Here is a 12,285-nt window from a genome sequence, read left to right on the forward strand (position 1 = left end):
GAGTGAGTTTTCAGATACTGATAGAGAACGAAAGCGAGCTCAACAGCGCGCCTACTTCACTCCGTAGCCGTTCGAGCGCATAGGGCAACCGGCCTTCCAAGTGCAGCGGAAGGGAAATCGCCATGGTCGCAGCGGTGTCTCCGGCCGTAATGGGGATGGCCGCGCACACCGTGCCGAGAGAATATTCCTGACGCTCCGTAACCGGCTGCATCTTGCCCAGCGTTCCGATCTTCTGCTCCAGAGCGTGCACGTCCGAAACCGTGTACGGGGTGACGGGCTGGACCGGATGGCGGGCGTAGTGGTCCTTGCGGGCCTTCTCGTCGAGCTGTCCCAGCAGGCACTGCCCGATGGCGTGCGCGTGGCCGGTCTCGCGGAAGGCGGCCCATTCCTCGCAGGCCGGGCCGGTCGGCGTGTCAGAGACGCCGACGACCTCGATCTCGCCTTCGCGGTAGACCGCGAAGTAGACGGGGGCCCCGACCGTCTCGCGGAAGTGCGCGAGGGAGTCGAGGATCATGGTGCGACGTTTCTGCTGGAGTCCCCCACCGGCCAGTCGACCGACGGCGTCCCCGAGGATGAACACCCCGCCCTCGCGGCGCAGATAGCCCTCGTGGGTGAGGGTCCGCAGCAGGTGGTACGCGGTGGGGAGCGGGAGCCCGGCCTCGCGCGCCAGCTGCTTCGCCGGGGCTCCCTCGCTATGGGAGCCGACCGCTTCCAGTAGCCTCAGGGCCCTTTGCACGGAGCCGATCAGAGTCGGCACACCGGCATTGTGAAGCGGTGTCAAAGCTCACCCCCAGGCGTGGCGGCGGACCTTGGGGCCGGCCCGCTCGCGGGGGCCGCCCCCGCGTGTCCGCGCTTCCTGGGGGTCGTGCTCGGCTGATGTGTGAAGGCACCGCGGGTCAGGGCGGATCACCGGCGTCGGTACCCAGGAAAATGCACAGATTGCCACTGTATCGGCGGCTTCCCGGGGAACGAGCGGTCCAGGGGTCCAGGTTCGCCCACCTGGGTTAATCCGCTGCGGAGCCGTTCCTACCAGTCGCTGGACGAGGACTTCGAACCGCCGCCGCTGAACTTCTTCACGACGAAGATCAGACCGCCGACGAGGCCGACGAAGAGCAGCACCTTGAAGATCAAGCCGATGAGGGCGGTGAGCAGGCCGCCGAAGACGAACAGCGCCAGCAGCGGAACCGCGACCCACTTAACCCACCAGGGCATACCTGCGAATGTCTCCCGGATGCCGTCCATGTCCTCAACCTCTTCCTGATGCGTGACTTCCTGACTCCGATGCTAGGAGGCGGTGCATCACGATGGGGGCTCCAGATCCCTTGGAGTCCCCTGACCCGACCCCTAGGGGCCTTCGCCCCCCTGACCACCGGGAAGTCAGGGGTCCGCGGCGCCGGAAGCGGGTCAGCCCTCCGGCGGCGAGAAGACGACCAGCACCTTCAGGTCCTCGGTGATGTGGTGGAAGCGGTGCGGGACTCCGGCCGGAACGTAGACCACGCCCCCGCGCGCCACCGTCGTCGTCTCTTCCCCGACGGTGATCGAGGCCCGACCGCTGACGACGAAGTAGACCTCGTCCTGGGCGTGCGGCTGCTGGGGATCGCTCTGCCCGGCGTCCAACGCGTACAGACCGACGGACATGTTCCGCTCCCTCAGGAACTGGAGGTAGGCCCCGTCGTTGGCCAGTCGCTCGGCCTCTAGTTCGTCCAGCCGGAATGCCTTCATCGTTGCTTACGCCCCTCGCGCTCTGTCGTGCCCTGGCTTCGGCTGTCGTGCTGATGTCCCAGCCGGATCTTCTCTGCAACGATCAGACACATGACGAATTTCGTAGTCAAGACGATCGCCAACGTCGCGGCCCTCGCCGTGGCGATCTGGCTGGTCCCCAAGATCTCCCTCGACGACGGCAGCAGCATGGGTCACCGCGCCCTCACCGTGATCCTGGTCGCCCTGGTCTTCGGCCTGGTCAACCTCATCGTCAAGCCCGTGGTGAAGCTGTTCTCGCTGCCCCTGTTCATCCTCACCCTCGGCCTGTTCACCCTGGTCGTGAACGCCCTGATGCTGCTCCTGACCTCCTGGCTGGCCGGCAAGCTCGACCTGTCCTTCCACGTCGAGGGCTTCTGGACCGCGGTCATCGGCGGCCTGATCATCTCCGTCGTCTCCTGGGCCGTGAACATGGTCCTGCCCGACAAGGACTGAGCGAGTTGCCCGTGTACCGCGTGTGCTTCGTCTGCACCGGCAACATCTGCCGCTCACCCATGGCCGAGTCGGTCTTCCGCGACCAGGTCGCCGAGGCCGGGCTGAGCGACCTGGTCGAGGTGGACAGCGCCGGTACCGGGGGCTGGCACGAGGGCGACGGCGCCGACCCGCGCACGGTCTCCGTGCTGGCGGCCGCCGGTTACGGACACGGACACCGGGCCCGGCAGTTCCACCCGTCGTGGTTCGGCCGCCTCGACCTCGTCATCGCGCTCGACACGGGACACCTGCGCGACCTGCGCAGGATGGCCCCGACCCGGGAGGACGCCGCCAAGGTCCGGCTCCTGCGGTCCTACGACCCGGCCGCCGAAGGCCTCGACCTGGACGTACCGGATCCGTACTACGGATCCCTCGACGGTTTCGAGGCGTGCCTGGAGCTGGTCGAAGCCGCAGGACCCGGCCTGCTGGCAGCCGTCCGCACCGCGCTGAAGGAGCACACCCCGTGAACCCCCAGGACCGATCCCGCATCGGCGAAGGCACCCGCGCGGTGCGCGCCGGGCTGCCCGACCCGGTCAAGAACGAACCGACCCTGCCGGGGCCGGTCTTCGCCGCGCACTTCCACCTGCCCGGCGACGTCGAGGGGCCGTACACCTACGGCCGCGACACCAACCCCACCTGGACCCTGCTCGAACGGGCCGTGGGGGAGCTCGAAGCCCCCGGGGAGGAGGTGGAGACGATCGTCTTCGCCTCCGGCATGGCGGCGGTGTCCGCCGTCCTGCTCTCCCAGACCCGCGCCGGCGACACCGTCGTCCTCCCGGACGACGGGTACCAGGCCCTGCCGCTCGTCCGGGCCCAGCTGGAGGCGTACGGAGTCCACGTGCGCAGCGCCCCGACCGCGCGGGAAGCACAGCTGGCCGTGATCGACGGAGCCCGGCTGCTCTGGATCGAGACCCCGTCCAACCCCGGGCTCGACGTCTGCGACGTACGGCGGCTGGTCGAGGTGGCCCGCGCGAGCGGCGCCCTGGTCGCCGTGGACAACACCCTCGCCACCCCTCTGGGGCAGCGCCCCCTGGCACTCGGCGCGGACTTCTCGGTCGCCAGCGGCACCAAGGGCCTCACCGGCCACGGCGACCTGCTCCTCGGCTACGTCAGCTGCCGCGACCCGGAGCTCGCCGCCCGGGTCCGCCTGTGGCGCAAGGTCGTCGGTGCGATCCCGGGGCCCATGGAGGCCTGGCTGGCCCACCGCTCCCTGGCCACCTTGCAACTGCGCACCCACCGTCAGTGGGACAACGCGCTGGCGGTCGCCGAGGCGCTGGCCGAGCGCACCGACGTCACCGGCCTGCGCTATCCGGGACTGCCCGATGACCCGTCCCACAAGACGGCCGCCCGGCAGATGGCGGGCTACGGCTCGGTGGTCTCCTTCACCCTGCCGGACCGGGCCCGTGCCGAACGGTTCATGAGCGCTCTGCACCTGGTGGAGGACGCCACGAGCTTCGGTGGGGTCCGCTCGACGGCCGAGCGGCGCCGCCGATGGGGCGGGGATGCCGTGTCGGAGGGGTTCATCCGCTTCTCCGCCGGGGCCGAGGACACCGAAGACCTCGTCGCGGACGTCCTGCGGGCCCTCGACGTCGCCGGTTCCGGGGCCTGACCAGCACGCGACCAGCACGCGCAGGCGGTCCGAGCCTCCCCCCTGGTGGCTCGGACCGCCCCGGGTTCCCGCGTGAAGAACCACACCGGCAAGGCTAGTTGACTCTCTGTCAGAGTCCAATCACGGTAGCGACAGGTAGCTATCGACATATTTATAGTGGATGGCCTCACCGAGAGGGGCGGCCATGGACCTGGCGCTGCTGCGCACCTTCGTCGCCGTGCACCGGGCCGGCTCCTTCACCCGGGCGGCCGCGCTGCTGGGGCTCTCCCAGCCCGCCGTCACCTCGCAGATCCGCACCCTCGAACGCCAGCTCGGGCGACCGCTGTTCCACCGCCAGTCCCGCGGCGTCACCTCCACCGCCATCGGCGACGAGCTGGCCCGCAAGGCGGCCCCGCACCTGGACGCCCTGCTGGAGATCGCCGGGACCCAACAGGAAGCGGCCGGGGCGGTCCGCACCCTCCATCTGGCCGGGCCGCCGGAGTTCCTGTGCCTGCGCGTGCTCCCGGCCCTGGCGCCGCTCGTGGGCCAGGGACAGAGCCTGCGCGCCTCCCTTCCGACAGAAGCGGCTCAGGTGCTGGAAGGACTGGGCGCCTGCCAGTTCGACCTCGGGGTCACCACCACCCGCCCCCGGGGCTCGATGTTCACCGCGACCGCCCTGTGCGACGAGGAGCACGTCCTGGTCGCGGCTCCCTACTGGGCCGCGCTGATCGACCCCGAGCTGCTCCGCACCAAGGGCCCGGCCGCCATGGACGGGATCCCGCTCGTCGAAGTGCACGAGTCCCTGCCCCTGATCACGCGCTACTGGGCAGCGGTCTTCGACGCCCTCCCCACGGCCGCGGCCACCGTCGTCGCTCCCGACCTGCGGGCGGTACTGGAGTGCGCGGCCACGGGCGGCGGACTGGCCGTACTGCCCCGCTACCTGTGTCAGGACGCCCTCGACAGCGGTCGGGTCGTCGCCCTCCTGGAGCCCGTCGTACCGCCGCTGCGCACCTGGTTCCTCGTGGTGCGCGCGGGCAGTCTCGCCCTCGCCCACCTCGCGCGCGCCCACGACCACCTCCTGCGCGCCGCGGCGCAATGGTGACCGATTCCCGGTGTCGCGTTTCAGAAGCGGAGTCCTGGGCCACGCTTCATCCATGACCGAACGTCCTGTGGTCAAACGCACCGCTCGCGCGATCCTGCTCGACGGTGACGATCTGATCCTGATCAAGCGCACCAGGCCCGGCGTCGATCCCTACTGGCTCACACCCGGCGGCGGAGTGGAGTCCACGGACGACACCGTCGTCGACGCCCTGCACCGAGAGGTCCACGAGGAACTCGGGGCCAAGATCACCGATGTGGTGCCCTGTTTCGTCGACACCGTCGAGCACATCGCCGAGGCCGGGGTGACCGGCGTCAAGGTGCAGCACTTCTTCGTCTGCCACCTCGAATCGATGGACCCGAGCCTGCGCCACGGCCCCGAGGTCGATGAGCCCGAAGGCGAGTACGAGATCGTCAGGGTGCCGTTCAGCCGCGTCGGCATCGCCGCCGTCCACCTCGTCCCGCTGTCCCTGCGCCACTACCTCGACGGGAACATCGAGGGAGTCCGCGCCATGCACGCTCCCGACCTGGGCTGAGCCGGGCCCGGTGGGGCTCTCCGGCTCAGCCGGAGACCCCCACCGGCTCCTCGACCGAGTCGTACCGGATCCGGTCGCCCGGGATCCCGATCTGCTTGAGGGCGTCCACACCACTACGGATCATGCCGGGCGGACCCGAGACGAAGGCGTCGTAGGAGTTCCAGGGTCCGTGCTCACCGGCCGCCTGCGGCAACTGCCCGGCCAGACCGTCGCACACCACCGGCCGCACCGACAGCCACGGGTGCGAGCGCTGCATGCCCAACAGGGTGTCCTTGTCGTAGAGGTCCCCGTCGCTGCGCGCTCCGAAGAAGACCTCCATCGGCCGGCGCTCGCCGTGGCCCGCGACGTCCTCGATCAGTGCCTTGATCGGGGCGATGCCCGTACCGCCCCCGAGGCACAGCATTCCGTTGTCCGTGGTGTGGTCGACCACCATGGAGCCCGCCGGCGGCCCCAGCCGCAGGACGTCGCCCGGGCGGGCGTGGCGCACCAGGGCGTTGGAGACCCAGCCCGCGGGGACGGCCTTGACGTGGAAGGACAGCAGGCCGTCCGAGCGTGGCGCCGAGGCGAAGGAGTAGTGCCTCCACACCCGCGGCCACCACGGGGTCTCCAGGGTCGTGTACTGGCCCGCCAGGAAGGGGTAGGGCTGATCGGGGCGGACCGTCAGTACGGCGATGTCAGGAGTGCGCAGTTCGTGGGAGACCACCTCGGCCTGCCAGGACGCGGGGGCCTTCTGCTCGTCCGCCGCGGCGGCGTCGATCATGATCTGGGAGATCGCGGTGTAGGCCCGCACCCAGGCGGCCTCCGCCTCCGGGCCCCACGTGCCTTCCGCGAACCGGGCCAGCGCGCCGATCAGGGCCTCGCCCACGGCCGGGTAGTGCCCGGCCATCGTGCCGTACTTGCGGTGGCCGGTGCCCAATCGGCTCAGATACGGGGCGAGCACCTGCGGATTGTCGATGTGTTCGGCAGCCGTGAGCAGGGCCTTCAGCAACCGTTCCCGCTGCACGTCCATGGCCACGGGGAACATCGACCGTAATTCCGGATGCCCCGTGAAGAGCAGGGCGTAGAAGTACGACGTCACCTTGTCGGCCACGGGGCCGACCTCGGCGAGGGTCTTGCGGATGAGCACGGCATCGGGGGAAGGCTCGGTCGCGCCGCCCCCGGAGGGTATTCCGTCGGTCCCCCATCTGGCCGATCTGGTGGGCGGAGCGTCCATGCGGTGCCTCGCTTCGAGCATCTCGGTCGGTTTGCACGCGCCACGGCTTCGAATCCGTGGTTCCGGGCTTCGCAGCATGCCAGCCGATGGAGCGGCTTGCGGGGAAATGCCGAAAATCCGCAGTTCCCGCCAACCCTCCGCTTAAGATGCCTCGGCCTTCGGGGAGAGCGTCCCGGCGAGCCGATACGCCTCGCGAAGATCCCTTCCTTCGTAGACGTGCGTCGCGAGCGCTGCGACGTGGGGCCGCGCGTTGACCGCCACCGAGACCGGCAGCGCAGCGAACAGCACCGCATCGGTCATGGAGTCCCCGTAGACCACACAGTCGCTCCGGCTCACCCCGAACCGGGCACAGAGCCGGTCCGCCACCTCCAGCTTGCCCTCCGGGGTCAAGATCCCCTTCACGTCCACGGGACGCGTGAACGGCACCTCCGGGAAGACCGAGCCGTGCGCCGCGTGCGCACCCCACTCCACCAGGAGTTCCACGAAGAACGACGGCGACAGGGAGATCACCGCGCAGTAGTCCCCGCCCTCACGGATCTCCTGCCACACCTCGCGAATGCCCTCGATCCAGGGCGCAGCGTCGAAGGCCGCCCGGACGTGCGTCGGCGTCAGCTCCGCCCACAGCGTGTGCACTCCCACGGCGAACTCCTGGGGCCCGATCTCCCGCGCTCCGAAGGCCCGCTCCAGCTCCGCGATCTCGGCGCCCAGACCGAGCTGCCGTGAGATCTCGATCGGCGCCGCGGAGCCGAACATGAGCGTGCCGTCGAGGTCGAAAAGGTGCAGGCGAGTCATGAAGGGTGAGGCTAGTGCGTCCGTTTCACGTGAAACAGCGCGTTTCACGTGAAACAACGGCCGACAGCGGCTGGTTTCACGTGAAACATCCGCCTCCAAAACCTCTGGACGCTCCCCGGCCAGTGATCCAGGCTGGGCCGGTGACACCACCACAGCTCACCGATCTACCGATCCGCGCACTGACCCTGGACGATCTCCGGCGCTGCGCTGACCTCTCCGAAGACCGCGGGTGGCCTCGCGAGGACCACAAATGGGCCTTGCTCCTCGCCGCCGGAAGCGGTTACGGGGTCGACGCACCCGACGGGCAGGGCCTCGCAGCCGCATGCGTCGTCACCCGATACGGACAGACGTACGACACCGCGGAACTGGCCGCCATCGGCATGGTCCTCATCGCCGAGCGGTACTCCCGTCGGGGACTGGGCCGCCGCCTGATGGCGCACGTCTGCGACGACGTCCTCAAGGGCGTCCCGCTCACCCTCAACGCCACCCCGTACGGTCGGCCCCTCTACGAGGAGCTCGGCTTCGCGACCACGGGCCGGGGCGAAATGCTCAAGGGCGCCTTCCGGCCCGACCCCGCGGTGCCCGCGGCCGACACCGTCCCGGTCCGCCCGGCCACCGCGGAGGACCTCCCGCGGATCCTGCGGCTCGACGCCGAGGTCTTCGGCACCGACCGGACCCACATCATCGCCCGGCTGCCCGCCTTCGCGGACCGGCTGGTCGTCGCCGAGGACCACACCGGCGACCTCGTCGGATACGCCGCCATCTGGCCGAACATGGACACCCATGTCGTCGGCCCACTGATCGCGCGCGACACCGCGGGCGCCCAGGCCCTCATCACGGCCCTCGCGGCGACGACCGACCGCCCCCTGCGCACGGACATCGACGTGCGCCACGAAGATCTGCGCGACTGGCTCAAGGACCGCGGTCTCGACTCGATCACCTTCAACACCGTCATGACCCGGGACCTCCCCGACCTGCCCGGAGACTGGACCCGCCGCTGGGCCCCGCTCACCGTGGCCGCGGGCTGAGAAAGGAACACCCTTCCATGAACGACCTGCCCCAGCTGGACATCCGGCCCGCCACCGAGGCCGACCTTCCCGTCATCGTCGCGATGCTCGCCGATGACCCGCTCGGTGCCACCAGGGAGTCCCCGGACGACCTCACCCCCTACATCGCGGCCCTCAAGCGACTCACGGACGACCCGAACCAGCACGTCGTCGTCGCCGTCCGCGGGGACCGGGTGGTCGGCACCCTCCAGCTGACCATCATCCCGGGCCTGTCCCGCAAGGGATCCACGCGTTCCATCGTCGAAGGCGTCCGCGTGCACGCCGACGAGCGGGGCAGCGGACTGGGCACGCTCTTCATCGAATGGGCGATCGAGAAGTCCCGGGCGGAGAACTGCCAGCTCGTGCAGCTCACCTCGGACGTCACCCGTACCGATGCCCACCGGTTCTACGAGCGGCTCGGCTTCGTCGCCTCGCACGTCGGCTTCAAGTACCAGCTCTGACGACGTGCGGCCGGCGCGGTGCGCCGGCCGCACGATCAGCCCACGCCGCGCCACCCCTGGGGGTCCACGCCCCCGGGGACCGGCGCGGACGGGTCGTAGGGCGCACGGGTGAACACGAACGAACCGATGTCCAAGTGGCTCGGGGATCCGTCCTCGCGACGCACCACGCGTAGGGTCTCGCCCGCGTAGTAGCCGTTCACCCCGGTCCAGTTCCCGTCCCCCGCAACCCGGAACCGGGCCGCCCGTCCGGTCGCCGAGACCGGGCCGAGCGCCAGGGTCCCGTCCGCGGTCAGTCGGAGCACGAACGGAGCCGCTCCCCAGTACCAGGGCCCCGTCAGCTCCAGGGCCACCTCGTCGGCCTCCCGGAAGGGCTTCCAGGGCTCGGGGATCCGCGGTTCCGCCTCCGCCACGATGCCCAGCAGTTCGGAGGCGACCAGCGCGATCGGCAGGCCGGAGGTGCAGTTCGCCAGGGCGACCACGGCGAGGTCGTCCGCTTCGCTCACCCACAGGCAGGCGACGAACCCCGGGAGCGAACCGCTGTGCCCGGCCAGGGAGCGGCCGCCGGAGGCCATCAGCTGCATGCCCAGCCCGTACCCGCCCTCCGCGACGCCCGGCTCGGGCGGCGAGGCCGCCGTGCGCATCTCGCGGACCGTGTCCGCGGCCAGCACCCGTTCGTCGCCCCGGGCGAGGAACATCGCGAAGCGGGCCAGGTCCCGCGTCGTGGACCAGAGCTGCCCGGCCGGTGCCATGAGACCGAGGTCCTCCAGCGGCTCCGGCAGCAGCACGTCGGCCCAGGGGTGGACGGCCCAACCGCCCGCGTGCGGTGCCCGTGGCAGCACGGTGGTGCGCTCCAGCCCCAGCGGCTCCAGCACCTCGGCACGGAGCACCTCGGCCCACGCCTTGCCGCGGACCGCCTCCACCAGCGATCCCAGCAGGGTGTAGCCCGGGTTGGAGTAGTGGTGGCGCCGCCCGGGCACGTGTCGGAACGGCTCCTCGCCCAGGACGTCGGCCAGTTCGGGCCTCAGCGAGCCCGGGCTGCGCTCCCACCACTGCCCGGGCGTCTCCGCCGCCAGTCCGCCCGTGTGGGCGAGCAACTGAGCGATGGTCACCTCGCCCGCGCCCGTACCCGGGAGGTGCTTCTCCAGCGGGTCGTCCAGGCTCAACAGGCCTTCGTCGCGCAGCCGCAGCACGAGCACGGCGGTGAAGGTCTTGCTGATCGAGCCGACCCGGTACTGCACGTCTCCGTCGGGCCCGTGCCCGTCCACACAGGTACGGGAGCCCTCCCAGACGATCTCGCCGCCACGGGCCACGGCGGCCACGATCGACGGCGCCCGTCCCTCGCTCTGCGCGACGGCGAGGCGGTGGCGCAGCGCCCGCCGGGTCGAGGGGAGCAGTTCCCGGTCTTCGGCGGTGCCTGCTGTGTCAACTGCGTCTACGGAACTCATGATCAGACTCTAGGTGTTGGCCATGTCCACGAACCGTGAGTAGTGGCCCTGGAAAGCGACCGTGATCGTCGCCGTGGGACCGTTGCGGTGCTTGGCCACGATCAGGTCCGCCTCACCGGCGCGGGGCGACTCCTTCTCGTACGCGTCCTCGCGGTGCAGCAGGATCACCATGTCGGCGTCCTGCTCGATGGAGCCGGACTCTCGAAGGTCGGAGACCATCGGCTTCTTGTCGGTGCGCTGTTCGGGACCACGGTTCAGCTGCGAGAGCGCGATCACCGGGACCTCCAGCTCCTTCGCGAGCAGCTTGAGGTTTCGGGACATGTCCGAGACCTCCTGCTGGCGGCTCTCGGGGCGGCGCGAGCCACCGGACTGCATCAGCTGCAGGTAGTCGATGACGACGAGCGACAGATCGTTTCGCTGCTTGAGCCGACGGCACTTCGCGCGGATCTCCATCATCGACAGGTTGGGAGAGTCGTCGATGTAGAGCGGAGCCGCGGAGACGTCCGGCATCCGGCGGGCCAGCCGGGTCCAGTCGTCGTCGGTCATGGTGCCCGAGCGCATGTGGTGCAGCGCCACCCGGGCCTCCGCCGAGAGCAGGCGCATCGCGATCTCGTTGCGCCCCATTTCGAGGGAGAAGATGACGCTGGGCAGATTGGCCTTGATGGAGCAGGCCCGCGCGAAGTCGAGCGCGAGCGTGGACTTGCCCATGGCGGGGCGGGCCGCGATGACGATCATCTGGCCGGGGTGCAGACCGTTGGTCAGCGAGTCCAGGTCCGTGAAGCCGGTCGGGACTCCGGACATCTGGCCGCTGCGCGAGCCGATCGCCTCGATCTCGTCGAGGGCGCCTTCCATGATGTCGCCGAGCGGCAGGTAGTCCTCGGAGGTCCGCTGCTCGGTGACGGCGTAGATCTCGGCCTGGGCACTGTTGACGATCTCGTCGACGTCCCCGTCCGCCGCGTAGCCCATCTGCGTGATCTTCGTACCCGCCGCGACCAGTCGGCGCAGGACCGCCCGCTCATGGACGATCTCCGCGTAGTACTCCGCGTTCGCCGCCGTCGGCACGGACTGGACCAGCGTGTGCAGGTACGACGCCCCGCCGACCTTGCTGATCTCGCCGCGCCGGGTGAGCTCCGCGCCGACCGTGATCGGGTCGGCGGGCTCGCCCTTCGCGTACAGGTCGAGGATCGCCTGGTAGATCGTCTCGTGCGAGGGACGGTAGAAGTCGTGTCCCTTGAGGACCTCGACCACGTCGGCGATCGCGTCCTTCGAGAGCAGCATGCCGCCCAGGACCGACTGCTCGGCGTCCAGGTCCTGCGGCGGGACCCGCTCGAAGCCACCGCCTCCGCCGTCCCAGGAGCCGCCCTCGCGGCCCCGATCGGACTGCTCGTCCCCGCGGCCGCGGCCTTCGCCGTTGCGGCGCGGACGGGCGGGCAGACGGTCACCGGGACCGCTGTCGGCCCAAGGGTCGTCCATGGGCTCGGGACTGCTCACCGGGCCGCCTCCTCCCGTCCGCAAAGCGGACCTTGCCGTGTCACTCTTTCTACGACACGGCTCTGACATTTGGGGCACCCGGATCGGCTCTCGGCGCGTCGGGCAACGCACCACGGTAGAGCCGTCGGCGACGTCAGCCAATCTTGTTATCCACAGGCTGTGTGGATGAGATGTGGATGACGAGCGGAATGCTGTGGGTAACTCGCCGGAAGCTGTGTACGGACCGGGGGACGACGCTGTGGACAAAATCACCCGACCCACCCCGACACCCCATCTGACCTGGGATTTCGTCATCCCCGGACGGTGCGGGAAAAATTTCTTCGCCGCCGCCCCAAGATCGCCTCCAAAGGGGTGCGAAGAACGCCCAAGTCAGCGCCCCAGTAAGG

14 protein-coding genes are annotated in these 12,285 nt (G+C 69.9%); 7 read left to right on the plus strand and 7 right to left on the minus strand.

The genetic code is table 11. The annotated features are described in order from the left end of the window. Positions 1-10 precede the first annotated feature (10 nt). The 3 genes from ACFWAR_RS06390 to ACFWAR_RS06400 form a co-directional block, all read right to left on the minus strand. Positions 11-748 (minus strand): IclR family transcriptional regulator, encoded by a 738-nt coding sequence (locus tag ACFWAR_RS06390; protein WP_385773840.1) that lies wholly within the window; start codon positions 746-748, stop codon positions 11-13. 278 nt (positions 749-1,026) lie between these two features. Then, positions 1,027-1,242, minus strand: a complete 216-nt coding sequence (locus ACFWAR_RS06395) for a DUF5326 family protein (protein ID WP_385773684.1) — start codon at positions 1,240-1,242, stop codon at positions 1,027-1,029. Between the two features lie 162 nt (positions 1,243-1,404). After that, complete coding sequence (locus ACFWAR_RS06400) at positions 1,405-1,722, minus strand: cupin domain-containing protein (protein WP_330331521.1); 318 nt, start codon at positions 1,720-1,722, stop codon at positions 1,405-1,407. Positions 1,723-1,812: 90 nt separating this feature from the next. Between ACFWAR_RS06400 and ACFWAR_RS06405 the strand changes: the two genes are divergently transcribed. The 5 genes from ACFWAR_RS06405 (at position 1,813) to ACFWAR_RS06425 (ending at position 5,451) form a co-directional block, all read left to right on the plus strand. Further along, positions 1,813-2,193, plus strand: coding sequence for a phage holin family protein (locus ACFWAR_RS06405; RefSeq protein ID WP_385773686.1), 381 nt, complete (start codon positions 1,813-1,815; stop codon positions 2,191-2,193). Between the two features lie 59 nt (positions 2,194-2,252). Continuing rightward, positions 2,253-2,696, plus strand: a complete 444-nt coding sequence (locus tag ACFWAR_RS06410; protein ID WP_385773842.1) for a low molecular weight protein-tyrosine-phosphatase — start codon at positions 2,253-2,255, stop codon at positions 2,694-2,696. Then, positions 2,693-3,838, plus strand: a complete 1,146-nt coding sequence (locus tag ACFWAR_RS06415; RefSeq protein WP_385773688.1) for a cystathionine gamma-lyase — start codon at positions 2,693-2,695, stop codon at positions 3,836-3,838. Before ACFWAR_RS06410 ends, ACFWAR_RS06415 begins: the two co-directional genes overlap by 4 nt. 184 nt (positions 3,839-4,022) lie before the next feature. Further along, complete coding sequence (locus tag ACFWAR_RS06420; protein WP_385773844.1) at positions 4,023-4,919, plus strand: LysR family transcriptional regulator; 897 nt, start codon at positions 4,023-4,025, stop codon at positions 4,917-4,919. Positions 4,920-4,971: 52 nt separating this feature from the next. Further along, positions 4,972-5,451 carry an NUDIX domain-containing protein gene (locus ACFWAR_RS06425; protein ID WP_385773690.1) on the plus strand — a complete coding sequence of 160 codons (480 nt, stop codon included), beginning with the start codon at positions 4,972-4,974 and terminating at the stop codon, positions 5,449-5,451. 25 nt (positions 5,452-5,476) lie between these two features. Here ACFWAR_RS06425 and ACFWAR_RS06430 read toward each other — a convergent pair whose 3' ends face one another. Together ACFWAR_RS06430 and ACFWAR_RS06435 are read right to left on the minus strand one after the other, a co-directional pair. Beyond that, positions 5,477-6,787: a globin domain-containing protein gene (locus ACFWAR_RS06430; RefSeq protein ID WP_385773846.1), complete on the minus strand. Its 1,311-nt coding sequence runs from the start codon at positions 6,785-6,787 to the stop codon at positions 5,477-5,479. A gap of 18 nt (positions 6,788-6,805) precedes the next feature. Next, positions 6,806-7,456 (minus strand): HAD family hydrolase, encoded by a 651-nt coding sequence (locus ACFWAR_RS06435; protein WP_385773692.1) that lies wholly within the window; start codon positions 7,454-7,456, stop codon positions 6,806-6,808. 140 nt (positions 7,457-7,596) lie between these two features. On the opposite strand from ACFWAR_RS06435, the gene ACFWAR_RS06440 reads away from it, so the two are divergent. Together ACFWAR_RS06440 and ACFWAR_RS06445 are read left to right on the plus strand one after the other, a co-directional pair. Then, positions 7,597-8,484 (plus strand): GNAT family N-acetyltransferase, encoded by an 888-nt coding sequence (locus tag ACFWAR_RS06440; RefSeq protein WP_385773694.1) that lies wholly within the window; start codon positions 7,597-7,599, stop codon positions 8,482-8,484. Between the two features lie 26 nt (positions 8,485-8,510). After that, positions 8,511-8,963, plus strand: a complete 453-nt coding sequence (locus ACFWAR_RS06445) for a GNAT family N-acetyltransferase (protein ID WP_385773848.1) — start codon at positions 8,511-8,513, stop codon at positions 8,961-8,963. 35 nt (positions 8,964-8,998) lie between these two features. Here ACFWAR_RS06445 and ACFWAR_RS06450 read toward each other — a convergent pair whose 3' ends face one another. Next, positions 8,999-10,408 (minus strand): serine hydrolase domain-containing protein, encoded by a 1,410-nt coding sequence (locus ACFWAR_RS06450; RefSeq protein WP_385773696.1) that lies wholly within the window; start codon positions 10,406-10,408, stop codon positions 8,999-9,001. A 9-nt stretch (positions 10,409-10,417) separates the two neighbouring features. Beyond that, positions 10,418-11,881 (minus strand): replicative DNA helicase, encoded by a 1,464-nt coding sequence (gene dnaB / locus ACFWAR_RS06455; protein ID WP_385773850.1) that lies wholly within the window; start codon positions 11,879-11,881, stop codon positions 10,418-10,420. Positions 11,882-12,285: the final 404 nt, after the last annotated feature.

Origin of the sequence: Streptomyces sp. NPDC059917, assembly GCF_042730635.1 — a bacterium.
GTDB lineage: Bacteria > Actinomycetota > Actinomycetes > Streptomycetales > Streptomycetaceae > Streptomyces.